23 protein-coding genes and 1 tRNA gene are annotated in these 25,484 nt (G+C 66.8%); 19 read left to right on the top strand and 5 right to left on the bottom strand.

The features are described from left to right. Window positions 1-35: 35 nt before the first annotated feature. Complete coding sequence (locus MKD38_RS12460) at window positions 36-740, bottom strand: Bax inhibitor-1/YccA family protein (protein WP_252677193.1); 705 nt, start codon at window positions 738-740, stop codon at window positions 36-38. Between the two features lie 373 nt (window positions 741-1,113). Between MKD38_RS12460 and ndk the strand changes: the two genes are divergently transcribed. The 16 genes from ndk (at window position 1,114) to MKD38_RS12380 (ending at window position 18,579) form a co-directional block, all read left to right on the top strand. Then, a complete protein-coding gene (gene ndk / locus MKD38_RS12455) occupies window positions 1,114-1,539 on the top strand; it encodes a nucleoside-diphosphate kinase (RefSeq protein WP_010809422.1) in 426 nt (141 codons plus the stop codon). 36 nt (window positions 1,540-1,575) lie between these two features. Beyond that, window positions 1,576-2,730 (top strand): dual-specificity RNA methyltransferase RlmN, encoded by a 1,155-nt coding sequence (gene rlmN / locus MKD38_RS12450; protein ID WP_252677190.1) that lies wholly within the window; start codon window positions 1,576-1,578, stop codon window positions 2,728-2,730. Next, window positions 2,727-3,506: a type IV pilus biogenesis/stability protein PilW gene (pilW, locus tag MKD38_RS12445; RefSeq protein ID WP_252677188.1), complete on the top strand. Its 780-nt coding sequence runs from the start codon at window positions 2,727-2,729 to the stop codon at window positions 3,504-3,506. Before rlmN ends, pilW begins: the two co-directional genes overlap by 4 nt. After that, window positions 3,499-4,482: a RodZ domain-containing protein gene (locus MKD38_RS12440; protein WP_252677186.1), complete on the top strand. Its 984-nt coding sequence runs from the start codon at window positions 3,499-3,501 to the stop codon at window positions 4,480-4,482. Before pilW ends, MKD38_RS12440 begins: the two co-directional genes overlap by 8 nt. 47 nt (window positions 4,483-4,529) lie before the next feature. Then, the gene (ispG, locus tag MKD38_RS12435; protein WP_252677184.1) at window positions 4,530-5,822 is read left to right on the top strand and encodes a flavodoxin-dependent (E)-4-hydroxy-3-methylbut-2-enyl-diphosphate synthase; all 1,293 of its coding nucleotides are present in this window, start codon (window positions 4,530-4,532) and stop codon (window positions 5,820-5,822) included. Window positions 5,823-5,860: 38 nt separating this feature from the next. Next, window positions 5,861-7,231 (top strand): histidine--tRNA ligase, encoded by a 1,371-nt coding sequence (gene hisS, locus MKD38_RS12430; protein WP_252677183.1) that lies wholly within the window; start codon window positions 5,861-5,863, stop codon window positions 7,229-7,231. Between the two features lie 57 nt (window positions 7,232-7,288). Next, window positions 7,289-7,921 carry a YfgM family protein gene (locus MKD38_RS12425; protein ID WP_252677181.1) on the top strand — a complete coding sequence of 211 codons (633 nt, stop codon included), beginning with the start codon at window positions 7,289-7,291 and terminating at the stop codon, window positions 7,919-7,921. Window positions 7,922-7,988: 67 nt separating this feature from the next. Beyond that, complete coding sequence (bamB, locus tag MKD38_RS12420) at window positions 7,989-9,164, top strand: outer membrane protein assembly factor BamB (protein ID WP_252677179.1); 1,176 nt, start codon at window positions 7,989-7,991, stop codon at window positions 9,162-9,164. A 218-nt stretch (window positions 9,165-9,382) separates the two neighbouring features. After that, complete coding sequence (der, locus tag MKD38_RS12415) at window positions 9,383-10,726, top strand: ribosome biogenesis GTPase Der (RefSeq protein WP_116382973.1); 1,344 nt, start codon at window positions 9,383-9,385, stop codon at window positions 10,724-10,726. Window positions 10,727-10,936: 210 nt separating this feature from the next. Next, window positions 10,937-11,176: an RNA chaperone Hfq gene (hfq, locus tag MKD38_RS12410; protein ID WP_012353158.1), complete on the top strand. Its 240-nt coding sequence runs from the start codon at window positions 10,937-10,939 to the stop codon at window positions 11,174-11,176. A 231-nt stretch (window positions 11,177-11,407) separates the two neighbouring features. Then, window positions 11,408-12,667 carry a GTPase HflX gene (gene hflX / locus MKD38_RS12405; protein ID WP_252677177.1) on the top strand — a complete coding sequence of 420 codons (1,260 nt, stop codon included), beginning with the start codon at window positions 11,408-11,410 and terminating at the stop codon, window positions 12,665-12,667. A gap of 174 nt (window positions 12,668-12,841) precedes the next feature. Beyond that, window positions 12,842-14,200, top strand: a complete 1,359-nt coding sequence (gene hflK / locus MKD38_RS12400) for an FtsH protease activity modulator HflK (protein ID WP_252677175.1) — start codon at window positions 12,842-12,844, stop codon at window positions 14,198-14,200. A gap of 10 nt (window positions 14,201-14,210) precedes the next feature. Beyond that, window positions 14,211-15,119 (top strand): protease modulator HflC, encoded by a 909-nt coding sequence (gene hflC / locus MKD38_RS12395; protein WP_115703675.1) that lies wholly within the window; start codon window positions 14,211-14,213, stop codon window positions 15,117-15,119. 186 nt (window positions 15,120-15,305) lie between these two features. Further along, a complete protein-coding gene (locus MKD38_RS12390) occupies window positions 15,306-16,457 on the top strand; it encodes an ATP phosphoribosyltransferase regulatory subunit (protein ID WP_252677207.1) in 1,152 nt (383 codons plus the stop codon). Window positions 16,458-16,542: 85 nt separating this feature from the next. Next, the gene (locus MKD38_RS12385; protein ID WP_252677173.1) at window positions 16,543-17,883 is read left to right on the top strand and encodes an adenylosuccinate synthase; all 1,341 of its coding nucleotides are present in this window, start codon (window positions 16,543-16,545) and stop codon (window positions 17,881-17,883) included. A 126-nt stretch (window positions 17,884-18,009) separates the two neighbouring features. After that, window positions 18,010-18,579: a phosphoribosyltransferase gene (locus MKD38_RS12380; protein WP_252677171.1), complete on the top strand. Its 570-nt coding sequence runs from the start codon at window positions 18,010-18,012 to the stop codon at window positions 18,577-18,579. 16 nt (window positions 18,580-18,595) lie between these two features. Here MKD38_RS12380 and MKD38_RS12375 read toward each other — a convergent pair whose 3' ends face one another. From MKD38_RS12375 to MKD38_RS12365, 3 genes are all read right to left on the bottom strand, one after another. Further along, window positions 18,596-19,207, bottom strand: coding sequence for an NAD(P)-dependent oxidoreductase (locus tag MKD38_RS12375; RefSeq protein WP_252677169.1), 612 nt, complete (start codon window positions 19,205-19,207; stop codon window positions 18,596-18,598). 65 nt (window positions 19,208-19,272) lie between these two features. Beyond that, entirely contained in the window at window positions 19,273-19,707 is a 435-nt protein-coding gene (locus tag MKD38_RS12370) for an Rrf2 family transcriptional regulator (RefSeq protein WP_252677167.1), read from the bottom strand. A 343-nt stretch (window positions 19,708-20,050) separates the two neighbouring features. After that, a tRNA-Leu gene (locus tag MKD38_RS12365) sits at window positions 20,051-20,137 on the bottom strand. 70 nt (window positions 20,138-20,207) lie between these two features. Here MKD38_RS12365 and rnr point away from each other — a divergent pair. The 3 genes from rnr (at window position 20,208) to MKD38_RS12350 (ending at window position 24,388) form a co-directional block, all read left to right on the top strand. Beyond that, entirely contained in the window at window positions 20,208-22,805 is a 2,598-nt protein-coding gene (gene rnr, locus MKD38_RS12360; protein WP_252677165.1) for a ribonuclease R, read from the top strand. Window positions 22,806-22,872: 67 nt separating this feature from the next. Next, window positions 22,873-23,616, top strand: a complete 744-nt coding sequence (gene rlmB / locus MKD38_RS12355; RefSeq protein WP_012353149.1) for a 23S rRNA (guanosine(2251)-2'-O)-methyltransferase RlmB — start codon at window positions 22,873-22,875, stop codon at window positions 23,614-23,616. A 4-nt stretch (window positions 23,617-23,620) separates the two neighbouring features. Next, the gene (locus MKD38_RS12350) at window positions 23,621-24,388 is read left to right on the top strand and encodes an SIR2 family NAD-dependent protein deacylase (protein ID WP_252677163.1); all 768 of its coding nucleotides are present in this window, start codon (window positions 23,621-23,623) and stop codon (window positions 24,386-24,388) included. Window positions 24,389-24,431: 43 nt separating this feature from the next. On the opposite strand, the gene tal is transcribed toward MKD38_RS12350, so the two are convergent. Continuing rightward, window positions 24,432-25,391 carry a transaldolase gene (tal, locus tag MKD38_RS12345; RefSeq protein ID WP_252677161.1) on the bottom strand — a complete coding sequence of 320 codons (960 nt, stop codon included), beginning with the start codon at window positions 25,389-25,391 and terminating at the stop codon, window positions 24,432-24,434. Window positions 25,392-25,484: the final 93 nt, after the last annotated feature.

The following is a 25,484-nucleotide window of genomic DNA, read 5'->3' as shown; positions in this document are numbered from 1 at the left end:
ACAGGCCGGCTTTTTTCATGCCGCGGCGTTAGCCGTCATTCTCGGTTGCCGCCGAAGATGCCCAGCAGCGCCAGCAGGTTGGCGAAGACGTTGTACACGTCGAGGTAGATCGCCAGCGTGGCGGTGATGTAGTTGGTCTCGCCGCCGTTCACCACGCGCTGCACGTCGAACAGGATGTACGCCGAGAAGATACCGATCGCGATCACCGACACCGTGATCATCAGCGCTGGCAGCTGCAGCCAGATATTGGCGACGCTCGCCAGGATCAGCAGGATCACGCCGACGAACAGGAACTTGCCCAGGCCGGAGAAATCACGCTTGCTGACGGTGGCGATCGATGCCATCGCGCCGAACACGGCCGCGGTGCCGCCGAAGGCGTACATGATCAGTGCCGGGCCGTTCGAGAACGACAAGGTGACGCTGATCAGCCGCGACAGCATCAGGCCCATGAAGAAGGTGAAGGCCAGCAGCAGGACCACGCCCATGCTGCTGTTCTTGGTCTTCTCGATGGCAAAGAAGAAGCCGAACGCGATCGCCAGGAACAGGATCAGCGACAGGCCGGGGCTGCCCGTCATGAAGCTGAAGCCGGTGGCCACGCCGATCCACGCACCGAGCACGGTGGGGATCATCGAGAGGGCCAGCAGCCAGTAAGTGTTGCGCAAGACCCGGTTGCGAACGACGACGTCAGTGACGGTCGACGCACTGTTGCCGAAACCGTAGGTGTTCAGCTTGTTATCCATGGTGACTCCTGTCTCAAAACGGTGAGGCGCCGGCGTTGCGAGACTTCAAATGCGAAGACTCGTATGGAAGCCGGACGGAACCATCGTCAATGTGGCATCGGGCAGGCCGGATTGCAAGGGCGCGGTAATTCAATCGTCACCTGCCGCTGGCTCACGTCCGTTCGACGCCGCTCACATTGGATGGTAGCGGCGGCGCTGCGTTCCAGGGATGACAAGGTTGTAATGTGCGGTTTTTGCAACTTGCCGGCGGCATGTGCGCGAGGGGTGGGCGGGCCCGTCCGGAGGTCTGCAAGACCCTCGAAACCGTCATAGTCTTCGTGCTAGAATTGCACGTTTAATCCATTTGTAACCCCTTCATTTTTCGGAGTTTTTCATGGCGATCGAACGCACCCTGTCGATTATCAAGCCGGATGCCGTGGCCAAGAACGTGATTGGCCAGATCTACGCCCGTTTCGAGGCCGCCGGCCTGAAGATCGTTGCTGCCAAGATGGTGCACCTGTCGCGCGGCGAAGCCGAGCAGTTCTATGCCGTCCACAAGGAGCGTCCGTTCTTCAAGGACCTGGTCGACTTCATGGTTTCGGGCCCGGTCATGATCCAGGCGCTGGAAGGCGAGAACGCCATTGCCAAGAACCGCGACCTGATGGGCGCCACCGACCCGAAGAAGGCCGAGAAGGGCACCATCCGCGCCGACTTCGCCGACAGCATCGACGCCAACGCCGTGCACGGCTCGGACGCTGCTGAAACGGCAGCCGTGGAAGTGTCGTTCTTCTTCCCGGGCATGAACGTCTACAGCCGCTGATCGGCTGCCGACTGACACCAAGCTGAGTTTGCCGTCATGAACACTCTCGTCAACCTGCTCGACCTCGACGCGGACGCGCTCACCGCTTATTGCGGCGAGCTCGGCGAGAAGCCGTTCCGTGCGCGGCAACTGCAACGCTGGATCCACCACTACGGTGCCAGCCGCTTCGACGCCATGTCGGATCTCGCCAAGTCGCTGCGCGAAAAGCTCGCGACCCGCGCCGAGATCCGCGCGCCCGCCGCCATCACCGACAACCTGTCGGCCGACGGCACGCGCAAGTGGCTGCTCGACGTGGGCGAGGGCAACGCGGTGGAAACGGTGTACATCCCCGAGGAAACGCGTGGCACGCTGTGCGTTTCCTCGCAGGCGGGATGCGCCGTCAACTGCCGCTTCTGTTCCACCGGCAAGCAGGGCTTTTCGCGCAACCTCAGCACCGGTGAAATCATCGGCCAGCTGTGGATGGCGGAGTTCGCCATGCGCGAGCAACTGGGCCGCGGCCCCAAGGATGACCGCGTCATCTCCAACGTGGTGATGATGGGCATGGGCGAGCCGCTGCTGAACTACGACGCGGTCGTGCCGGCCATGCGGCTGATGCTCGACGACAACGCCTACGGCCTGTCGCGCCGGCGCGTGACGCTGTCCACCTCCGGCGTGGTGCCGATGATGGACCGACTGTCCAAGGATTTGCCGGTCGCCCTGGCCGTGTCGCTGCATGCGTCCAACGACGCCCTGCGCGACGTGCTGGTGCCGCTGAACAAGAAGTACCCGCTGGCCGAACTGATGGCGGCATGCCGCCGCTACCTGGAATTCGCGCCGCGCGATTTCATTACTTTCGAATACTGCATGCTGGATGGCGTCAACGACGGCGTCGAGCATGCGCGGGAACTGCTGAAGCTTGTCGCCGACGTGCCGTGCAAGTTCAACCTGATCCCGTTCAACCCCTTCCCCGAATCGGGCCTGAAGCGCTCCAACAACGAGCAGATCCGCCGTTTCGCCCAGGTGCTGATGGACGCGGGCATCGTCACCACCATCCGCAAGACCCGCGGCGACGACATCGACGCCGCCTGCGGCCAGCTCGCCGGGGAAGTGAAGGACCGCACCCGCCTTGCCGAACGCGGCAGGTTCGGCAAGATCACGCCGCTGGTGCCGGTCACTGCCAGCGGCCAGCCGCGGGAGGCGCGCCCTGCATGATCCGTCTGATCGCTGCGGCCCTGCTGGGGCTGCTGATGTTGTCCGGGTGCCAGCTGCCGCATGCGCCGGCGCAGGATCTCCAGACCGCTTCCGACCAGACCGAGGCCAGGCGCCGGGCCGGCATCCGGCTGCAACTGGCCACCAATTACCTCGAGGCCGGCCAGAACGCGGTCGCCCTTGACGAGATCAAGCAGGCCATCGCCATCGATCCGTCGCTGGCCGACGCCTACCATGTGCGGGCGCTGATCTACATGAGCATGAATGAACCGACGCTGGCCGAGGACAGCTTCCGCACCGCGGCGTCGATGCGCGCCAATGACGGCGACCTGCTCAACAACTACGGCTGGTTCCTGTGCCAGCAAGGGCGCTACGGCGAGGCCGAGCCCATGCTGCGGCGCGCCGTGTCGGCGCCGTCGGCCGGCGGCCCGGTCAAGCCGTTGATCAGCCTGGGCGCGTGCGAACTGCGCCAGGGCCACAGCGCCGAGGCGGAGAAAAACCTGAAGGCCGCGCTCGGCTACGACCGCAACAACCCGGTGGCGAACACCAACCTGGCGCTGGTGTTCTACCGGCGCGGCGATTACGTACAGGCGCGCCAGTTTGTCCAGCGCGTCAACAACAGCCAATTTGTCACTGCGCAATCCCTCTGGCTGGGAGCGCGCATTGCCCACCGACAGGGCGACGGCCGCACGCAGGATGCGCTGGGGGCGCAGCTGCGCAGCCGCTTCCCCGACTCGCGCGAGGTGGCCGCCTACGAACAAGGAGCATGGGATGAGTGAGCACGACCGCGCCGCAGGCCAGGCCGTACCGACGCAAGCAGTCGGCGGAGGCGCGCATGAAGGGGAACGTGAAGCCGCGGCGCGCGAGATCGGCGCGGCGCTGGCGCGCGAGCGCGAGGCGCAGCGGATGTCGGTCGAGGACGTCAGCGCACGGCTGAAGGTGGCGGCCAGCAAGCTGCGCGCGATCGAGGCGGCCGACCTGAAGGCGCTGCCCGACGTGACCTTCGCCAAGGGCGTGATGCGTGCCTATGCCCGCATGCTCCATGTCGATATCGACCCGCTGCTGGCGCGCTTCCAGCCGCGCGCGGTGGCGCAGGTGGCGGAAATCGCCCGCCAGCGCGAAGGCGGCATCAATGCAGCCTTCGACGACCGCAACCGCTTCCGCTCCGGCGGCAACGGCGGCCGCTGGGTCTGGCTGGCGCTGGTGGCGGTGGTCGTCGCCGCGGGCATCTGGTTCGGGCTCGACCATATCCGCGCGTGGATCGACGCGCGCAGCGGTGCCGCCGAAACCGTGGCGGCCGAAGCGCCGGCCGCGGATGGCGCGAGCACGGAAGCCGGTATCGTGACCGCGGCGCTGCCGCCGGTCATGGCCGCCAGCGACTCGCCGGCCCCGTCCGCCGAAACCGTTCCGGCCAGCGCCGTGGCAGCCTCGGCTGCCACAGTAGCTCCGGCAGCCACCGCGGCGCCGGGCGCATCGGCACCGGCAGCGCCCACGGCATCTGCCGTGGCGGCTGGAGAGGGCGAGCTGCAGATCCGCTTTGCCGCCGATACCTGGTTTGAAATCCGCGACAATAGCGGCAAGGTCGTCATGGGTGGCACCGCCAGGGCCGGCCAGGCCATGGCTGGCGGCGGCACGGCCCCGTACCGGGTGGTGATCGGCAACGTCAAGGGCGTCGCATCGCTCACGCGCAACGGCACGCCGGTCGACCTGAAGGCAGCCAACCGCAACAACGTGGCGCGCCTGACGCTGCCCTGACGCGGTGCGAGGTGCGGCAAGGTGCGTCTTTGCAAGGTGGTAATGCTATGAACCAACAGCTCTGTCTCCCGGTCCTGCCGGGCCCGCTGCCGCGCCGCCAGACCCGCCAGGCGCGGGTCGCGTGGGGCGACAATGTGGTGACCATCGGCGGCGGCTCGCCGGTGCGGGTGCAGTCGATGACCAATACCGACACGGTCGACGCCATCGGCACCGCGATCCAGGTCAAGGAGCTGGCGCGCGCGGGTTCCGAGATCGTGCGCATCACGGTGAACACGCCCGAGGCCGCGGCCGCGGTGCCGTCGATCCGCGAGCAGCTCGACCGGATGGGTGTCGACGTGCCGCTGGTGGGAGATTTCCACTACAACGGCCACAAGCTGCTGCAGGACTATCCGGCCTGCGCCGAGGCGCTGTCGAAGTACCGCATCAACCCGGGCAACGTCGGCCAGGGCGCCAAGCGCGATACGCAGTTCGCGCAGATGATCGAGATGGCGTGCCGTTACAACAAGCCGGTGCGCATCGGCGTGAACTGGGGCAGCCTGGACCAGGATCTGCTGGCCCGCATCATGGACGAGAACGCCGGGCGCGCCGAGCCGTGGCCGGCGCAGAGCGTGATGATCGAGGCACTGATCACCTCGGCCATCGAATCGGCGAAGAAGGCTGAGGAGATCGGCCTGCCGGGCAGCCAGATCATCTTGTCGTGCAAGGTGTCGCAGGTGCAGGAGCTGGTCGCGGTGTACCGCGAGCTGGCGCGCCGCTGCGACTACGCACTGCACCTCGGCCTGACCGAAGCCGGCATGGGCAGCAAGGGCATCGTGGCTTCCACCGCGGCGTTGTCGGTGCTGCTGCAGGAAGGCATCGGCGACACCATCCGCATCTCGCTGACGCCCGAACCCGGTGCGCCGCGCGAGAAAGAGGTGTACGTCGGGCAGGAAATCCTGCAGACCATGGGCCTGCGCAATTTCACCCCGATGGTGATCGCCTGCCCAGGCTGCGGCCGCACCACAAGCACGGTGTTCCAGGAACTGGCCGCGAGTATCCAGGCCTACCTGCGCGAGCAGATGCCGCAATGGAAGACCGCCTACCCGGGCGTCGAGGAAATGGACGTGGCCGTGATGGGCTGCATCGTCAACGGCCCGGGCGAAAGCAAGCACGCCAACATCGGCATTTCGCTGCCGGGCTCGGGCGAGTCACCGGCCGCGCCGGTGTTCGTCGATGGCGTCAAGGTGAAGACGCTGCGCGGCGAGCGCATCGCGGAAGAATTCCAGGCGATCGTAGATGAATACGTTCGCACGCATTACGGCCCGGGCGCTGCGCGGGCCGGCAAAGAAGTGGCAGCCTGAGCCGGATCGGCCGGGACCAGCAGCCTGACTAGAACACAATGACGCAAACCGAGACCATGGCCGCCGCCGGCGCCGCCAAGACCGAACCGAAGGCACGCCCCGCCAAGGCCCTGCAGGGTGTGAAGGGCATGAACGACATGCTGCCGGCCGACGCGCCGCTGTGGGAGCATTTCGAGAATGCCGCGCGCGCGATGCTGCGCGCCTACGGCTACCAGCAGATCCGCACGCCTATCGTCGAGCACACCCAGCTGTTCGTGCGCGGCATCGGCGAGGTCACCGACATCGTCGAGAAGGAGATGTACTCCTTCACCGATTCGCTCAACGGCGAGCAGCTGACGCTGCGCCCCGAGGGCACCGCCGCAGCCGTGCGCGCCACCATCGAGCACAACCTGCTGTACGACGGCCCCAAGCGCCTGTGGTACACCGGCCCGATGTTCCGCCACGAGCGTCCGCAGCGCGGCCGTTATCGCCAGTTCCACCAGCTCGGCGCCGAGGCGCTGGGCTTCGCCGGCCCGGACGTGGATGCCGAGATCATCCTGATGTGCCAGCGCCTGTGGGACGACCTGGGGCTGACCGGCGTGCGCCTCGAACTCAATTCGCTGGGGCAGGCCGACGAGCGCGCGGCGCACCGCGAGCAACTGATCAAGTACCTGGAAGGTTTCCAGGACATCCTCGACGACGACAGCAAGCGCCGCCTGTACACCAACCCGCTGCGCGTGCTCGACACCAAGAACCCGGCGCTGCAGGAAATGGCAGCCAACGCGCCCAAGCTGATCGACTTCCTGGGCGAAGCATCGCTGGCGCACTTCGAGGGCGTGCAGCGCCTGCTGAAGGCCAACAACATTCCGTTCAAGATCAACCCGCGCCTGGTGCGCGGCCTCGATTACTACAACCTGACGGTGTTCGAGTGGATCACCGACAAGCTGGGCGCGCAGGGCACCATCGCCGGCGGCGGGCGCTATGACCCGCTGATCGCGCAGATGGGCGGCAAGTCCGCCCCGGCTTGCGGCTGGGCCATGGGCATCGAGCGCATCATCGAATTGATCCGCGAAGAGGGCGTGGTACCCGAGGCGGTCGGTTGCGACGTTTATCTGGTGCACCAGGGCGAGGCCGCCGCGCAGCAGGCAATGGTGGCCGCCGAGCGCCTGCGCGACGCCGGCCTCGACGTGGTGCTGCACGCCAGCCCCGACGGCAAGGGCGGCAGCTTCAAGTCGCAGATGAAGCGCGCCGACGCAAGCGGCGCGGCCTATGCCATTATCATTGGCGACGACGAAGTGGCCGCCGGCGTGGTCCAGGTCAAGGAACTTCGCCAGCGCGAGCAGGCCGAAGGCGGTGGGCAACAGGCCACCGTCCCGGCCGAAGGGCTGGTCGATTACCTGATCGACGCCATGGTCGGCGCCAGCGAATAAGCGCGCGCCGCAGCCTGACATCACGAGTATCCAACCAACGCAGGTGATTGCCTCGACATGGCTTACGATCTAGAAGAACAGGAACAGCTTGAGAATCTGAAGGCCTGGTGGCGCCAGTATGGCAATGCGCTGACCTGGGCACTGATCATCGCGCTGCTGGCCTTTGCGGGCTGGAACGGCTGGAAGTACTGGGAGCGCAAGCAGGCCGGCGAAGCCGCGGTGCTGTACGAGCAGGTGCTCAAGGCGGCCGAGGCGCGCGACGTCGAGCGCATCAAGCGCGCCGCGACCGACCTGGAAGGCAAGTTCGGCCGTACCGCCTACGGCCAGATGAGTGCACTGGTCGCCGGCCGCGTGCTGTACGATGCGGGCGACCTAACCGCCGCCAAGAGCCAGCTGCAATGGGCCATCGACCACGGCGACGAAGAATATTCGCACCTGGCGCGCGTGCGCCTGGCCGGCGTGCTGCTCGACGAGAAGGCCTATGACCAGGGCCTGGCGCTGCTCAAGGATGAGCCGCCGGCCGCGTTCGTCGCGCTCTACGCCGACCGCCGTGGCGACCTGCTCGCCGCGCAAGACAAGCGCGACGATGCCCGCACCGCCTATCGCAAGGCGCTGGACAAGCTGGGCCAGGCCGAGCCGGCGATGCGCCAGATCATCCAGTTCAAGCTCGATGCGCTGGGCACGGCCTGATCCGGCTGCCGTTTGAACCATTGCCATACCGTTGATCCCGCGGATCGAACAACAGGACCGTAAAGTTATGACGTCAGTGCTTTCCCGTGCCGTACATCGCCAGCCCACCCGCACGATTTCCCGTGCGCTGGTGGCGGCTGCCTGCCTGGCCACGCTGGGCGGCTGCGCGCTGTTCAGCAAGGAAAACAAGCACCCGCCCGCCGAACTCAAGCCGGTATCGGGCACGCTGGCGGTGCGCCAGGCCTGGAAGGCCGACGTCGGCAAGAGCGGCCCCTATTCGATGCAGCCGGCCGCGGCGGGCAACAATGTCTATGTGTCGTCCAACAACGGCAATGTGATGGCGCTCGAAGGCGCCAGCGGCCGCGTGCTGTGGAAGGCCAAGACCGACGTTGACCTGACCTCCGGGCCGGGCAGCGACGGCTCGGTCACCGCGGTCGCGGGCGAGAAGGGCGCGGTCTATGCCTTCGACGCCAGCGGCAAGCAGATCTGGAAGAAGCAGGTCAACGGCGAGGTCCTGTCGGCACCGCTGGTCGGCAACGGCCTGGTGGTGGTGCGCACCACCGATACCCGGGTGTTCGGGCTGGATGCCGAGACCGGCGAGCGCCGCTGGATCTACCAGCGTTCGCAGACGCCGCTGAACCTGCGCGCGGCGATGGGCATGGTGTTCGCCGGCGACGGCATCGTGATGGGCTTTCCCGGCGGCAAGCTCGGGGTGCTGACGCCGGGTAACGGCGTGCTGCGCTGGGAAAGCGCGGTTTCCTACCCGAAGGGCGTATCGGAGATCGAGCGCCTGAACGACGTCACCGGCCTGCCCATGGTCAGCGGTCGCCAGGTCTGCGCCACTACTTTCCAGGGCCGGGTCGCCTGCCTGGAACTGGCCAGCGGCCAGCCGCAGTGGGGCAAGGATTTCTCGTCGCCGGCAGGCCCGGCGCAGGATGACAATGCGCTTTACGCCAGCGACGAGCAATCGGTGGTGCATGCCTTCGACCGCCAGAACGGCAGCGAGCGCTGGAAGAACGCCGACCTGCGCAACCGCCGCCTGGGCGCGCCGCTGGCGCTGGGCCGCTCGGTGGTGATGGGCGACTTCGAAGGCTATGTCCACTTCCTGTCGCGCGAAGACGGCCAGGTGGTGGCACGCATGAAGACCGATGGCAGCGCCATCACCGCCGCGCCCGTGGTGGCGGGGCAGACCCTGGTGATCCAGACGCGCGACGGCGACGTCTACGGTTTCCAGCCTGGTTGACAGGACCCTATGCGCGCTGCCGTACACCTGTCGGTACGGCCGGCGCCGAATCCGGTAGCATGATCCTTGACGCGGCAATTGCAGCGGGTCGCTGACCCGCGCCGCGCCCGACAGGACAAGCGGCAGCCCGCGCTCAGGTGGCGCGGGCTGCCGTTGGAACCCTTGACTCCGGAGTTACCGGGGGGCGGCAGTTGCCGGCCCCCGTTTCCGTTTATGGCATGAAACCAGTTATCGCACTTGTCGGCCGCCCCAATGTGGGCAAGTCGACGCTATTCAACCGCATGACCCGCTCGCGCGACGCGCTCGTCGCCGACCTGCCGGGCCTGACGCGCGACCGCCATTATGGCGAAGGGCGCATCGGCGAACGTCCGTTCATCGCCATCGATACCGGCGGTTTCGAGCCCGTGGTCAAGGAAGGCATCGTCGCCGAGATGGCCAAGCAGACCAAGCAGGCGGTGGTCGAGGCCGACGTGGTGATCTTTATCGTCGACGGCCGCCTGGGCTTGGCGCCGCAGGACCGCGCCATCGCCGATTACCTGCGCAAGACCGGCCGGCGCATCATGCTGGCGGTCAACAAGGCCGAGGGCATGAAGTACACCTCGGTCGCGGCGGACTTCTACGAGCTCGGCATGGGCGATCCGTACGCGATCTCTGCCGCCCACGGCGACGGCGTGCGCGAGCTGGTCGATGAAGCCATCGAGCTGGCGGTGCAGGAGCGCCCCGAGCTGGCCGAGGAAGCCTCGGACGAGGGCAAGGGCGTCAAGATCGCCATCGTCGGGCGTCCCAACGTGGGCAAGTCCACGCTGGTCAATACGCTGATCGGTGAAGAGCGCGTCATCGCCTTCGACATGCCTGGCACCACCCGCGACGCCATCTACGTCGAGTTCGAGCGCGGCGGCAAGCCCTATACGCTGATCGATACCGCCGGCCTGCGCCGGCGCGGCAAGGTGTTCGAGGCGATCGAGAAATTCTCGGTGGTCAAGACGCTGCAGTCGATCGCCGACGCCAACGTGGTGATCCTGCTGCTCGACGCGCAGCAGGATATTTCCGACCAGGATGCGCATATTGCCGGCTTTATCGTCGAGTCCGGCCGCGCGCTGGTGGTGGGCGTCAACAAGTGGGACGGACTGGACGGTCACACGCGTGACCGCATCAAGCACGACCTCGAGCGCAAGCTGCAATTCCTGAGCTTTGCCAACGTTCATTTTGTGTCGGCGCGCGAGCGCACCGGCATCGGCGCGCTGATGCGCTCGGTCGACGATGCGTATGCCGCGGCCATGGTCAAGCTGCCAACGCCGCAACTGACGCGCGTGCTGCAGGAAGCCGTGGAATTCCAGCAGCCCAAGCGCGTCGGCGCATCGCGGCCCAAGCTGCGCTATGCGCACCAGGGCGGCTCCAATCCGCCCATCATCGTGGTTCACGGCAATGCGCTGTCGGGCGTTGCCGAGACCTACCGGCGCTACCTGGAAAACCGTTTCCGTGCGGCATTCAAGCTCAAGGGCACGCCCCTGCGCATCGAATTTCGCACGAACAAAAATCCGTACGCGGACTCGAAGGATTGAGTCCGGAATCGGATCCGCGGCGGGGCCAGTTTTCGTTTGCGTTCGTTTGGAACTGCGGCTAAATTCACGGTAGCAGGGGGTTCCCTGCGCATTGACGCCAACTTGGTACCGTTTTGATCTTTTTTCTGGCGCGTTTTTGCGCCGCCTGACTTGAACCGGGGATTTCCATCCCCATCATTCACCACTAAACCTATAAATTTGGAGTGTGCCATGAGCAACAAAGGGCAACTGCTACAAGACCCGTTCCTGAACGCGCTGCGCAAAGAGCACGTGCCGGTTTCCATCTATCTCGTCAATGGCATCAAGCTGCAAGGCAATATCGAATCGTTCGACCAGTATGTCGTCCTGCTGCGCAACACCGTGACCCAGATGGTCTACAAGCATGCGATCTCCACCGTCGTGCCGGCACGCGCGGTCAATTTCCGCGTGGATGATTCCGCCGAGGCCTGATCTGACCGATCTGCCCCAGGGCATCGTACGGGCGCCAGGCGGCGCCGCCACGATGCCCGGCGCCGGTGTGCCGACGCACCCGGTGCCGCGCGGTCCGGTGGTTGCCAATGCGCCCGCCGCCGCCACGTTCCGCATCATGCGGCGGCCTGTCCCGGCAGGGGCCAGGACAGTGTCCGAGATCCGCCATCCCTCCCCCTGAACCCGAATTTCCCTGCGCATTCGCGCCCGCCCTTGGACCCCAGAGCCACCTCCAATACCGCCCCTTCGCGCGCCATCCTCGTCGGCGTCGACTTCGGCAAGCATGATTTCCAGGAAAGCCTCAGCGAACTGGCGCTGCTGACCACCACCGCCGGCTCGCTGCCGGTGCATACGCTGACGGGCCGTCGCTCGCGACCGGATCCGGCCTTGTTCATCGGCTCGGGCAAGGCCGAGGAGCTGAAGGAGGCCGCCGACGCGCTGGATGCCGACGTGGTGGTCTTCAATCACGCGCTGAGCCCGGCGCAGCAGCGCAACCTGGAGCGCTTCCTGCAGCGCCACGTGATCGACCGGACCGGCCTGATCCTCGATATCTTCGGGCAGCGCGCCCAGAGCCATGTCGGCAAGGTGCAGGTGGAGCTGGCGCAGGTGCAGTACCGCGCGTCGCGGCTGGTCCGCGCGTGGAGCCACCTGGAGCGGCAGAAGGGCGGCATCGGCATGCGCGGTGGTCCCGGCGAACGCCAGCTGGAACTGGACCGCCGCATGCTGGACGAGCGCGCCAAGCGGCTCAAGTCCGATCTGTCGCGGCTGCAGCGCCAGCACAGCACCCAGCGGCGCGCGCGCGCGCGCAACGACACCCTCAGCATTTCGCTGGTGGGCTACACCAACGCCGGCAAGTCGACGCTGTTTAACGCGCTGACCAAGGCCGGCGCGTATGCGGCCAACCAGCTGTTCGCCACGCTTGACACCACCTCGCGCCGGCTGTTCCTCGATGGCCTGGGCAACGTGGTGCTGTCGGACACGGTCGGCTTTATCCGCGACCTGCCGACGCAGCTGGTGGCGGCGTTCCGTGCCACGCTGGACGAGACCGTGCATGCCGACTTGCTGCTGCATGTGGTCGATGCATCGAGCCCGGTGCGCCACGAACAGATCGAGCAGGTCAATCGGGTGCTGGCGGAAATCAATGCGCTGGACATCCCGCAGATCGTGGTGATGAACAAGATCGACGCCGCGCCCGAACTGATGGACGAGGGCCCGCGCATCGAGCGCGACGCGGACGGCATCCCGACCCGCGTGTTCCTGAGCGCGCGCGAAGGGCTGGGGCTCGACGCGCTGCGCGAGGCCGTGGTCGAAGTAGCGCAATGGCTGGCCAGCCGCCCGCCCGAATCGCAACCCTACGATCCGCGCCTGGACGATGTGCCGCAGGCCGATGGCGCCGGCGACGGCACGATCGGTGATGGCGGCATGCCGGCTGGCGCCGACGACACCGATGCGGACGATTCGCGCCCGCTGTAGGCGTGCGGCTAGCCAGGGGCTTGCCGTTGGATCCACGCCGCCCTGGTGCCGGATTGGCGCCGGTTCTGCCCAATTCCGGTGCGGTTGCCGCGGGGATTGCGCGAATTGGCCAAAAGTGGCGCCGATGACTGCTAGAATCCCCCTGTTACAAACTTCCCCGGACCCGTGCACTTCATGCCCCAGTTTCCCCGGAATGCTGATTCGAGCCTGACACCAGGCGGCCGCCTCGCGCTGCGCGCGGGCTGGCAGCGCTTGCGCGCCATCTTCTCGCTGAACGATCCGCGCTGGGGTCGGGATGGGCAGGACGATGACAAGAAGGACGGCCGCGACGACAACCGCCAGCAGAACCAGCGTCCGCAGCAGGATGGCGGCCCGCCGGACCTGGACGAACTGTGGCGCGACTTCAACCGCCGCCTGAACGGACTGCTCGGCCGCAAGGACAACGGCGGCAACGGCAACCAGGGCTTCGGCGGCCCGCGCACCCCCGGCAAGGGCTCGAGCGTGGGCGCCGGCGTGATCGTGGCCGCGGTGGTCGGCATCTGGCTGGCCAGCGGCTTCTTCATGGTGCAGGAAGGCCAGACCGCGGTGATCCTGCAGTTCGGCAAGTTCAAGTACTCTGCCGGCCCCGGCATCAACTGGCGCTTGCCCTGGCCGGTGCAGTCGGCCGAGGTCGTCAACCTGTCGGCGGTGCGCTCGGTCGAGGTGGGCCGCTCCACCTCGATCAAGGACAGCAACCTGAAAGACTCGTCGATGCTGACGCAGGACGAGAACATCATCGACGTGCGCTTCACCGTGCAGTACGTGATCCAGGACGCCAGCGAATTCCTGTTCTTCAACAAGACCGACCGGGGTGGCGATGAAGAGCTGGTGACGCAGGCCGCCGAGACTTCGGTGCGCGAGATCGTCGGCAAAAACAAGATGGACGCGGTGCTGTATGAAAACCGCGAACAGATCGCGCAGCAACTGGCCAAGTCGATCCAGGCCATTCTGTCGGCGTACAAGACCGGCATCCGCGTGCTGTCCGTGAACGTGCAGAGCGTGCAGCCGCCCGAGCAGGTGCAGGCCGCGTTCGACGACGTCAACAAGGCCAGCCAGGACCGCGAGCGCGCCATCAGCGAAGGCCAGGCCTACGCCAACGACATCATCCCGCGCGCCAAGGGCACCGCGGCGCGCCTGAAGGAAGAATCCGAAGCCTATCGCGCCCGCGTGGTGGCGCAGGCCGAGGGCGATGCGTCGCGTTTCCGTTCGGTGCAGTCGGAATATGCCAAGGCGCCGCAGGTGACGCGCGACCGTATCTATCTAGAAACCATGCAGCAGATCTACTCCAATTCGACCAAGGTGCTGGTCGACGCGCGCCAGGGCAACAACCTGCTCTACCTGCCGCTGGACAAGCTGATGGCGCAGGCCGAGGGCCGCGCCACGCCGCAGCCGGGCCAGCCCGGCGCGGCGGGCACGCCGGCGCCCGCGCCCGATGCCTCGACGGACAACCGGTCGCGCGAATCGCTGCGCAACCGCGACCGCGACTCGCGCTGAGGAGGCCGTCATGAACCGACTGATTTCCTTCGCAATCGGCTTTTTCATCCTGCTGGCCGTGGTTTCGTCCATGCTGTTCGTGGTCGACCAGCGCCAGTACGCCGTGGTGTTCGCCTTCGGCCAGATCAAGGAAGTGGTGCGCGAGCCGGGCCTGCACTTCAAGCTGCCGCCGCCGTTCCAGAACGTGGTGTTCATGGACCGCCGCCTGCAGACCATCGATGTCGCCGCCAACGAGCGCTTCCTGACCGCCGAGAAGAAGAGCATGGTGGTGGACTGGTTCGTCAAATGGCGCATCACCGATCCGCGCAAGTTCTTCGTCGCCTTCGGCGGCAACCTGCGCGGCGCGCAGGACCGCATGACGCAGCGCATTGACTCGGTGGCGCGTGAAGAATTCGGCAAGCGCACCGTCGCCGACGTGGTCGCCGGCGAGCGCGAGCAGGTGATGCAGGCCATCCGCAACGGCATGAGCGAGTACGCCAAGTCGGTCGGCGTCGAAATCCTCGACGTGCGCCTGAAGCGCGTCGACCTGCTGCCTGCGATCAGCGAGTCGGTGTATCGCCGCATGGAGGCTGAGCGCAAGCGCGTGGCCAACGAACTGCGCTCCACCGGCGCCGCCGAGGGCGAGAAGATCCGCGCCGATGCCGACCGCCAGCGTGAAGTGGTGCTGGCCCAGGCCTATCGCGATGCGCAGGTGATCAAGGGCGAGGGCGATGCCAAGGCGTCGCAGATCTATGGCGACGCGTTTGGCCGCGATCCGCAGTTTGCGCAGTTCTGGCGCAGCATGGAGGCCTACCGCAACACCTTCCGCGACAAGCGCGACGTGCTGGTGCTGGAACCCAATTCCGAGTTCTTCCGCTACATGCGTTCCAGCGGCGGCGCCGCGGGCGCGGCCGCAGGCAACGGCGGAGGCAAGCGCTAGCACCGTCGCTTGTCCGTGTGGCGAATTGACGAAACCCCGGCTTGCCGGGGTTTTGTCCGGCTGGAGCCATCGCTGCGGAGTGACGGTGCGGGCGCGCGGTGCCCGCACCGTGGTTATGCCGGGCCAGGCCCGGTCCCTGCAGGCGCTGCGCCGGCAGGCAACTGAATGACTGAGAAGAGATTCACCATGTCCAACCATTGGCTGCTGCCAGAAAACATTGCCGACGTGCTGCCGTCGGAAGCGCGCAAGATCGAAGAGCTGCGCCGCCGCATGCTGGACCTGTTCCGCACCTACGGCTACGAGCTGGTGATGCCGCCGATGCTGGAATACCTCGAGTCGCTGCTGACCGGCACCGGCCACGACCTCGACCTGCGCACGCTCAAGCTGGTCGACCAGCTGTCGGGCCGCACCATGGGGCTGCGCGCCGATATCACGCCGCAGGTCGCGCGCATCGATGCCCACCTGCTGAACCGGCCGGGCGTGACCCGGCTGTGCTACGCCGGCAACGTGCTGCATGCGCGCCCGGCAGGATTCCACGCCACCCGCGAGCCGATCCAGATCGGTGCCGAGATCTACGGCCATGCCGGCCTCGAAGCCGACGTCGAGATCCAGGAGCTGATGCTGGCCGCACTGGCCGCGGCCGGCCTGTCGGAGATCCGTATCGACCTGTGCCATGCTGGCATCCTCGAAGCGTTGCTGGCGGGCCTGCCGTCGATCCGCAAGATCGAGGACGCGTTGTTTGCCGCGCTGGAAACCAAGGACGTGCCCGCCTTGCGCGAGCTGACCGCGGGCATGCCGCAGACCGAACGCGACGCGCTGCTGGCGCTGCCGACGCTGTACGGCGGCGTCGAGGTGATCGAGCGCGCCCGCGCCACGTTGCCGGCCAGCCCGGCGATCGGCCGCGCGCTGGATGAGCTGGCGGCACTGGCGGTGCAGGTGCGCGGCGCCAGCGTCAATATCGACCTGTCCGACCTGCGCGGCTACCACTACCACAGCGGCGTGATGTTCGCGGCCTATGTGGCGGGCCTGCCCAACTATGTGGCGCGGGGCGGCCGCTATGACAAGGTGGGCGAGGCCTTCGGCCGCGCGCGTCCGGCCACGGGTTTCTCGCTGGACCTGCGTGAAGTGGCGGCCCTGTCACCCGTCGAGGTCCGGGCGCTGGCGATTTTTGCGCCCTGGGATGCGGACCCGGCACTTCGTGCCGCGATTACCGCGCTGCGCGCTGCGGGCGAGATCGTGATCCAGTCGCTGCCCGGGCACACCCATGAGCTGGATGAATTCAATTGCGACCGGCAACTGGTGCGCAAGGATGCCGGCTGGGCCGTGGTGCCGCGCTGACGCATCGACGCCGCAGCGGCCCAAAAACCCGGAATCGCCCGGCAACAAGAGTAGAATACGTTTTTAACCTATTGACCAAAGCAATATGTCCGCATCCGCAGTAGGCCAGGGACGCAATGTCGTCGTGATCGGCACCCAGTGGGGTGACGAAGGCAAAGGAAAAATCGTCGATTGGCTTACCGACCATGCAAAGGGCGTGGTGCGGTTCCAGGGTGGCCACAACGCTGGCCACACGCTGATCATCGGCGGCAAGAAGACCATTCTCCGGCTGATCCCCTCGGGCATCATGCGCGAAGGCACGGTCTGCTACATCGGCAACGGTGTGGTGCTGTCGCCCGAAGCTTTGTTCCGTGAAATCGAAGAACTCGAAGGCGCCGGCCTGCAGGTGCAGAGCCGACTGCGCATTTCCGAAGCGGCCACGCTGATCCTGCCGTACCACGTCGCCATCGACAAGGCGCGCGAAGCGCGCCGTGGTGCCGCCAAGATCGGCACCACCGGCCGCGGCATCGGCCCGGCCTATGAAGACAAGGTGGCACGCCGCGCGCTGCGCGTGCAGGATCTGTTCGACCCGCAGCAGTTCGCCGAACGCCTGCGCGAGAACCTGGACTTCCACAACTTCATGCTGACCCAGTACCTGGGCGCCGAAGCCGTCGATTTCCAGCAGACCCTGGATGAAGCGCTGGCCTACGCGCCGCGCCTGGCACCTATGGTCGCCGATGTCTCGGCCGAGCTGTACGCGGTCAACGCCGCCGGCGGCAACCTGATGTTCGAAGGCGCGCAGGGCACGCTGCTCGACGTGGACCACGGCACCTATCCGTTCGTCACCTCGAGCAACTGCGTGGCCGGTGCCGCCGCAGCCGGCGCGGGCGTGGGCCCGGGCCGCCTGAACTACATCCTCGGCATCACCAAGGCCTACTGCACCCGCGTCGGTGCCGGCCCGTTCCCGAGCGAGCTGTACGACAACGACAACCCCTCGCGCCAGGATGCGGTGGGCGTGCGCCTGGCCAATGTCGGCAAGGAGTTCGGCTCGGTCACCGGCCGTCCGCGCCGCACCGGCTGGCTCGATGCGGCCGCGCTCAAGCGCTCGGTGCAGATCAACGGCGTGTCCGGCCTGTGCATGACCAAGCTGGATGTGCTCGACGGCCTGGAAAGCATCAAGCTGTGCGTTGGCTATACGCTCGACGGCAGCACCGTCGACATCCTGCCGCGCGGCTCGGATGCCGTGGCACGCTGCGAGCCGGTCTACGAAGAGTTCCCCGGCTGGAACGAGTCCACGTTCGGTGTGAAGACGTGGGATGCACTGCCCGAGCAGGCCCGTGTCTACCTGAAGCGCGTGGAGGAAGTGGTCGGCATTCCGATCGACATGATCTCGACCGGCCCGGACCGCGACGAGACCATCCTGCTGCGCCATCCGTACAAGGCCTGAGCGCCTGCGCAGTACCCGCAGTGCCGCCGCGCCACGAGCGCCGCGGCCTGCCAGAAAATAAATCGGCCCGCGCAAGCGGGCCGAGCCATATCGGTCAACCGACCGGACGATATCACGAGTAGAACGATGAACCTGCCTACCAACGATGACGAGAACCTGTGGGTCTCCTGGGACGAATACCACCGCCTGATCGCACGACTGTCGCTGAATGTGCATGAGTCGGGATGGAAGTTCGACAAGATCCTGTGCCTCGCGCGCGGCGGGCTGCGCGTGGGCGACCAGATGTCGCGCATCTTCGACGTGCCGCTGGCCATCCTGGCGACCAGCAGCTACCGCGAGGCCGCCGGCACGCAGCAGGGCGATCTCGACATCGCGCAGTACATCACCATGACCCGTGGCGAGTTGAGCGGCAAGATCCTGCTGGTCGACGACCTGGTGGACTCGGGCATCACGCTCGAGCGCGTGGGCCGCCACCTCAAGGAACGCTATCCGGCGGTGACCGAGGTGCGCTCGGCGGTGCTGTGGTACAAGGCGTGCTCCAAGGTGGAGCCGGACTACCACGTCACCTTCCTCGAGTCGAATCCCTGGATCCACCAGCCGTTCGAAGAGTACGACACGCTGCGCCCGCACAACCTCGCCGCCTGGCTCAAGCGCGGCAAGCGCGCCAGCCTGCTGGACGATAACGCCCGCGACTGAGCGCGCCGCATCCGGCTCAGTAGCCTACCGTGAAGCGCTGGCGCGAATGCGCCGGCTGCTCGATTTCATCGAGCATCGCGATGGCATAGTCTTCCATCGAGATCCAGCTCTTGCCTGCTGCATCGCTCAGCAGGTCTTCCTTGCCGATGCGGAATTGGCCGGTGCGTTCGCCCGGCTCGAACAGCGCGGACGGCGACAGGAAGGTCCAGTCGATCTGCGCCTCGCCGCGCAGCGCGTTCAGGAAGTCGCGGCCGGCCAGCGCCTCGGCCTTGTAGGCATCCGGAAAGCCAGGCGTGTCGACCAGTTGCACGCCCGGCGCGACATGGAGGCTGCCGGCACCGCCCACCACCAGCAGCCGCGGCACGCCTGCCTGGCGCACCGCCGTGCTCACCTGCTGCGCATTCAGCTGCGCGAAGCGCGCGGTGCTGACGACGGCATCATGGCCGGCGAGGGTGGCGCTCAGTGCCGCGCTGTCGGTCGCATCCACATCCTTGCCGGTCACGCCCGCACGTGTCGGCAAACGGCTGGCCTGGCGCGCGATGGCGGTCACCTCGTGGCCGCGGCGCACGGCTTCGTCGGTCAGGCGCGTGCCAACGCGGCCGGTGGCTCCAATGATGGCGATCTTCATGGTCACTCCTTGGTTGAGTCAGGTGGATATGAAACTGATGTAGTTACATATCAGGGTAAAAAAATTCAGCGCTTGCGGCGCTGGCTGCCGCGCTCGACGTCGGCCAGCATGCTGGCGATGGTGATGCCGGCCAGGGTTTCGTCCATGGCCGCCTTCGCGCGGTCGGCGACCTTGCGCAGCGCACCGGTGATCTCGCGCCCGACCATGCAGGCCGGATTTGGCGCACTCTGGTGCAACGCGATCAGCGCGGTGGTTTCGACCACGCGGAATACCTCCAGCAGCGTGATCGACGCGGCCGGACGCGCCAGCATGGCGCCACCGGTGCTGCCCATGGTGGTGGCCACCAGGCCTGCTTCAGCCAGCTGGCCAACCAGGCGCCGGATCAACGCCGGGTTGGTGCCGACACTGCCGGCAATCAGCGACGACGGCACCGGTTCGGCGGAACTGGCCAGCAGGGTGAGGATATGGACGGCTACGGCAAACCGGCTGCTTGTGCTCATGGTGTCGGGTTCGATGTGAAACCATGATAGTTACACATTGGGACACCGTCAAGCGTGGGGAGAAAGGGGTTGCGGCGAAATGCCTTGTAGTGGCCGCCGGAATGCCGGAATCGCCACTGAAGCTGTTACACTCCCCGACATTGCCGTAACCTTGTGGTGCGGCTGCCGCGCGGGGTACGGTGCGCGGTTTCACGGACGGGAAAAAACCCGTACGCTCGCAGGTAATGACATCGCGGCAGTGCCGCCAAGCAAGGAGTGCAAGTTGCCGGATCTGATGCGCGAAACAGGCGTCAAAAACAAAAAACCCGCAGGGCTCGAAAGCGCTGCGGGTTTTCCGGTAACTTGGTGCCCAGGAGAGGACTCGAACCTCCACAGTGTTGCCACCGCTAGGACCTGAACCTAGTGCGTCTACCAATTCCGCCACCTGGGCAGGTGTCGAAACAACCGAAGCGCTCATTATAGAGAGCGCGAGAATTTTGTCAAATAGTTTCCAGAAAAAATTGAATCAGAATAACTATCCGATCCCCAGCCGGGAAGAAATCCTGGGCGTGCTGAGAACGTCGGGATCCCCCCAGTCGGCAGGCGATATCGCCAAGGCGCTGGCGGTCACGCGCAAGGAGCATGACGGCTTCCAGAAGCGCCTGGCCGCGATGGAGCGCGACGGCCAGATCGAGCTCAACCGCAAGGGCCGCTATGAGCTGGCGCACCAGCCCAACTTCGTCACCGGCCGGGTGCAGGGGCACCGCGACGGCTTCGGCTTCCTGATCCGCGACGACGGCGAGGACGATATCTTCCTGCCCGAGCGCGAGCTGCAGAAGGCCATGCACAACGACCGCGCCCAGGTGCGCGTGGTGGGCTACGACCGGCGCGGGCGCCCCGAGGGCCAGATCGTCGAGATCATCGAGCGCGCCAACCGCTATGTCATTGGCCGCCTGCTCAGCGAGGGCGGCGTGCTGGTGGTGGCGCCGGAAGACAAGCGCATCAGCCAGGACATCCTGATTCCGCCCAAGGCGCAGGGCAAGGCGCGGGTGGGGCAGGTGGTCAGCGTCGAACTGACCGAATTCCCCGACCGCTATGTGCAGCCGGTGGGCCGCGTGGTGGAAGTGCTCGGCGAAATCGACGATCCCGGCATGGAAATCGAGATCGCGGTGCGCAAGTACGGCGTGCCGCACCAGTTTTCGCCCGCCGCCGCCCAGGAAGCCACGGGGCTGCCCGACGAGGTGCGCCAGGCCGACCTGGACCACCGCATCGACCTGCGCGACATCCCGCTGGTCACCATCGACGGCGAAGACGCGCGCGACTTCGACGACGCGGTCTATTGCGAGCCGGTCAAGATCGGCCGCGCCAAGGGCTGGCGCCTGATCGTGGCGATCGCCGACGTGTCGCACTACGTGCGTCCGGGCACGCCGCTCGATGCCGACGCGCTCGACCGCGCCACCTCGGTGTATTTCCCGCGGCGCGTGATTCCGATGCTGCCGGAGAAGCTGTCGAACGGGCTGTGCTCCCTCAATCCGCAGGTGGACCGGCTGTGCATGGTGTGCGATGCCGTGATCACCGCCAAGGGCGAGCTCAAGGGCTACCAGTTCTATCCGGCGGTGATGCACTCGACGGCGCGGCTGACCTACAACGAGGTCTGGGCGGTGCTGTCCAACACCAAGGGCCCCGAGGCGCACAAGCGCAGCGAGCTGGTGCCGCACCTGCAGAACCTGTACGAGCTGTTCCAGGTCCTGCTCAAGGCGCGGCGCGCGCGCGGCGCGATCGACTTCGACACCACCGAGACCTATATCGTCTGCAATGCGCAGGGCAAGATCGAGCAGATCCTGCCCCGCACGCGCAACGATGCGCACCGCCTGATCGAGGAATGCATGCTGACCGCCAACGTGTGCGCGGCCGATTTCCTCGAGCGCTTCAAGCACCCGGCGCTATACCGCATCCACGCCGGTCCCAGCGACGAGAAGCTGAAGAACCTGCGCGACTTCCTGCGTACCGCCGGCCTGTCGCTGGGCGGCGGCGACAAGCCACAGGCGTCGGACTACGCCGAGGTGATGGACAAGATCAAGTCGCGCCCGGACGCGCCGATGCTGCAGACCATGCTGCTGCGCTCGATGCAGCAGGCGGTGTACAGCCCCGACAATATCGGCCACTTCGGCCTGGCGTACGAGGCCTACGCGCACTTCACCAGCCCAATCCGCCGCTATCCCGACCTGCTGGTGCACCGCGCGATCAAGGCGGTGCTGGCGCACACCAAGTACCAGCCGGCCTTTGCCCACGGCACCGAGCTGAACACCGCGATCTCGCCGAAGGCGCGCAGGCTGCAGGCCAAGGACGCCGAACAGAAGGCCGAACTGACCGCGGCGCGCGCGCGCCGCAACGAAGCCATCTGGGACGAACTGGGCCTGCACTGCTCGGCCAACGAGCGCCGCGCCGACGAGGCCTCGCGCGATGTCGAGGCCTGGCTCAAGTGCTACTTCATGCGCGACAAGCTGGGCAGCGACTATGCCGGCACCGTCAGCGCCGTGACCTCGTTCGGCATCTTCGTCCAGCTCGACGAGCTGTACGTAGAGGGCCTGGTCCACGTCACCGAGCTGGGCAGCGACTACTTCCAGTACGACGAGGCCCGCAACGAGTTGCGCGGCGAGCGCACCGGCATCCGCTACCGGCTTACCGACCGCGTGCGCGTGCAGGTGTCGCGCGTCGACCTGGATGCGCGCAAGATCGATTTCCGCCTGGTGCAGGAGCCGTCGGCGAAAACGCTGCGCGCGCGTGTTACGGGCGCGGAGACCCAGCCGCGCGTGCCGGCCGCGCATGCGGTGCCGGCGCGCAAGAAGGGTCGCCAGCTGGCAGCGCTGCTGGGCGGCTCGTCCAAGCCGGAAGAGTCGTTCGACGAGACCCTGGATCGGGTGATCGAAGAGCAACCGGTATTCGAGGCGGTGATCACGCCGCTCAAGCCGCACCTTAAGACCGGCGGCAAGCCGGGCAAGCGCGCCGCCAAGCCCAAGCCCGCGCACCTGGAAAAGCCGCGCAAGCCGGCCTCCAAGGCGCGTGGCGCGAAGCCGGCGGGCAAGACCGCGGCCAAGCGCACGCCGCGCAAGCACTAGCCGATTGCCGTCCGCTGCCGATCCCCGCCTGCGCGGGGACGGTGGCCGGGCGGGTACAATCGCGCCCATGGCTAAACAAAAACTCCTGATCGGCTTTCACGCCGTGACTGCGCGCCTGCGGCAAGATCCCAAGGGCGTGTCCGACATCTATATCGAATCCGCCCGCCGCGACCGGCGCATGCAGGACTTCGTGCGTCTGGCCGAAAGCCTGGGCGTGCGCCTGCACCCGGTCGATGCCGAGCGCCTGCGCGGCATGGCCGGCACCGATCGCCACCAGGGCGTGGTGGCGCGTGCCGAAGACGTGGCGCTCGCGCTGAACCTGGACGAGCTGCTCGACGGCATCGAAGGCACGCCGCTGTTGCTGGTGCTGGACGGCGTCACCGACCCGCACAACCTGGGCGCCTGCCTGCGCGTGGCCGACGGTGCCGGCGCGCACGCCGTGATCGCGCCCAAGGACCGCAGCGTCGGCCTGAACGCCACCGTGGCCAAGGTCGCCAGCGGCGCGGCCGAGACCGTGCCCTATATCACCGTGACCAACCTGGCCCGCACCCTGCGCGAACTGCAGGAGCGCGGCATCTGGGTGATCGGCACCGCCGACGGCACCGAGAAGTCGCTGTACGACATCGATTTCAAGGGGCCGACGGCGATCGTGATGGGTGCCGAAGGCGAGGGCATGCGCCGCCTGACGCGCGAGACCTGCGACGAGCTGGTCGGCATCCCGATGGCGGGCGGCGTGGAAAGCCTGAACGTGTCGGTGGCCAGCGGCGTGTGCCTGTACGAGGCCGTGCGCCAGCGGCGCCTGCCGCGCTGAGGCCATGGCCGACGATTCCAGTCTGCCGGCACTCCCGGGGCTCGCGGAAGCGCGTCGGCTGATCGAGCGCGCCAGCAATATCTTCGTGCTGACCGGCGCCGGTATTTCCGCCGAATCCGGCGTGCCGACCTTCCGCGACGCGATGACCGGGCTGTGGGAACAGTTCGATCCGGAAGAGCTGGCCAGCGAAGCGGCCTACCGCCGCCAGCCGGCGCTGGTATGGCAGTGGTACCAGCACCGGCGCGAACTGGTGGCGACGGTGCACCCTAATCCGGCGCACCACGCGCTGGTGGCGCTGGCCGCGCAGAAGCCGCTCACGCTGGTGACGCAGAACGTCGACGGCCTGCACCAGCGCGCCGGCAGCGCCGGCGTGATCGAGTTGCACGGCAACCTGTTCGCCAACAAGTGGCTGGATGGCTGTGGCCGCTGCAGCGAGGCCTCCGCGCTGCCCGGCATGCCGCCGCGCTGCAACCTGTGCGGTGCGCTGATGCGCCCGGGCGTGGTGTGGTTCGGCGAAGACCTGCCGCGCGTGGCGCGCTACCGCGCCGAGCATGCAGCGCAGAGCTGCGACCTGTGCCTGGTGGTCGGCACCTCGGGGCTGGTATATCCGGCGGCGGGGCTGCCGGGCGTGGCGCGCGAGCATGGCGCGCCGGTGATTCTGGTCAATCCGCAGCCGTCGGCGCTGGACCAGACCGCGGACATCGTGCTGTCGGCCGCGGCGGGCGCCTGCCTGCCGCAGCTGTGGACGCAGCCGGCGCCATCGGCCGGCTGAAGCGAAGGGCAGCGCCGGGCCACGCGCGGGCGCGCGGCGGTGCTTATTGCTGCGCCAGGCCGGCGATCAGCTTCTCGAGCTTGACCGCATCCGCGGCAAACAGGCGGATGCCTTCGGCCAGCTTCTCCGTCGCCATCGCGTCTTCGTTGAGCTGCCAGCGGAACGACGGCTCGTCGGCGGTGATGCGGGCGATGTTGGCCGCCTGAGCCTGCTCCACCGACAGCTTGTGCACCACCGGCTCCTGGCCGCCGGCGAGCTGCTCGAGCAGTTCGGGGCTGATGGTCAGCAGGTCGCAGCCGGCCAGGGACAGGATCTGCGCGGTGCTGCGGAAGCTTGCACCCATCACCTCGGTGGGATAGCCGAACTTCTTGTAGTAGTCGTAGATCTGGCGCACCGAGCGCACGCCGGGATCGTTGTCGCCGCCGTTGGCGGCCGCGTCCCATTGCTCGCCCGCCTGCTTCTTGTACCAGTCGAAGATGCGGCCGACGAACGGCGAGATCAACTGGGCGCCGGCCTCGGCGCAGGCCACCGCCTGTACCAGCGAGAACAGCAGCGTCATGTTGCAGCGGATGCCGTCGCGCTGCAGGATCTCGGCGGCGCGGATGCCCTCCCAGGTGGAGGCGATCTTGATCAGCACGCGCTCGCGCGCGATGCCGCGCTGCTCGTACAGCTGGATCAGGTGGCGCGCCTTGTTGACCGTGGCGGTGGTGTCGAACGACAGGCGCGCATCGACCTCGGTCGAGACCCGGCCTGGCACGATCGCCAGGATTTCGCAACCGAACGCGATCAGCACTTCGTCCATGACCGCATCGACGCCGCCATTGCCGTGGTGGTCCTGCACCGCGCGCTCCAGCAGGTGGCGGTATTCGGGTTTCTGCACCGCCTTCAGGATCAGCGACGGATTGGTGGTCGCGTCTTGCGGCGTGTACTGCTTCATCAGCTGGAAGTCGCCGGTATCGGCCACCACCGTGGTGAACTGCCTGAGTTGTTCGAGCTGGTTCATGGTCGCTAGGTCGTCTGCTTGAGCGTCTGCAAAAAGCGTTCGCGGGCTGTGAGGGGCGCATGCGGCACCGGTGCGGTCCATTGTACCTGCGCG

The sequence above is a fragment of the Cupriavidus sp. WGlv3 genome (assembly GCF_023952475.1).
Classification (GTDB): Bacteria; Pseudomonadota; Gammaproteobacteria; order Burkholderiales; family Burkholderiaceae; genus Cupriavidus; species Cupriavidus phytorum.
The sequence above is the reverse complement of the archived record's forward strand: the minus strand, read 5'-3'. Positions and strand labels throughout refer to the sequence as shown.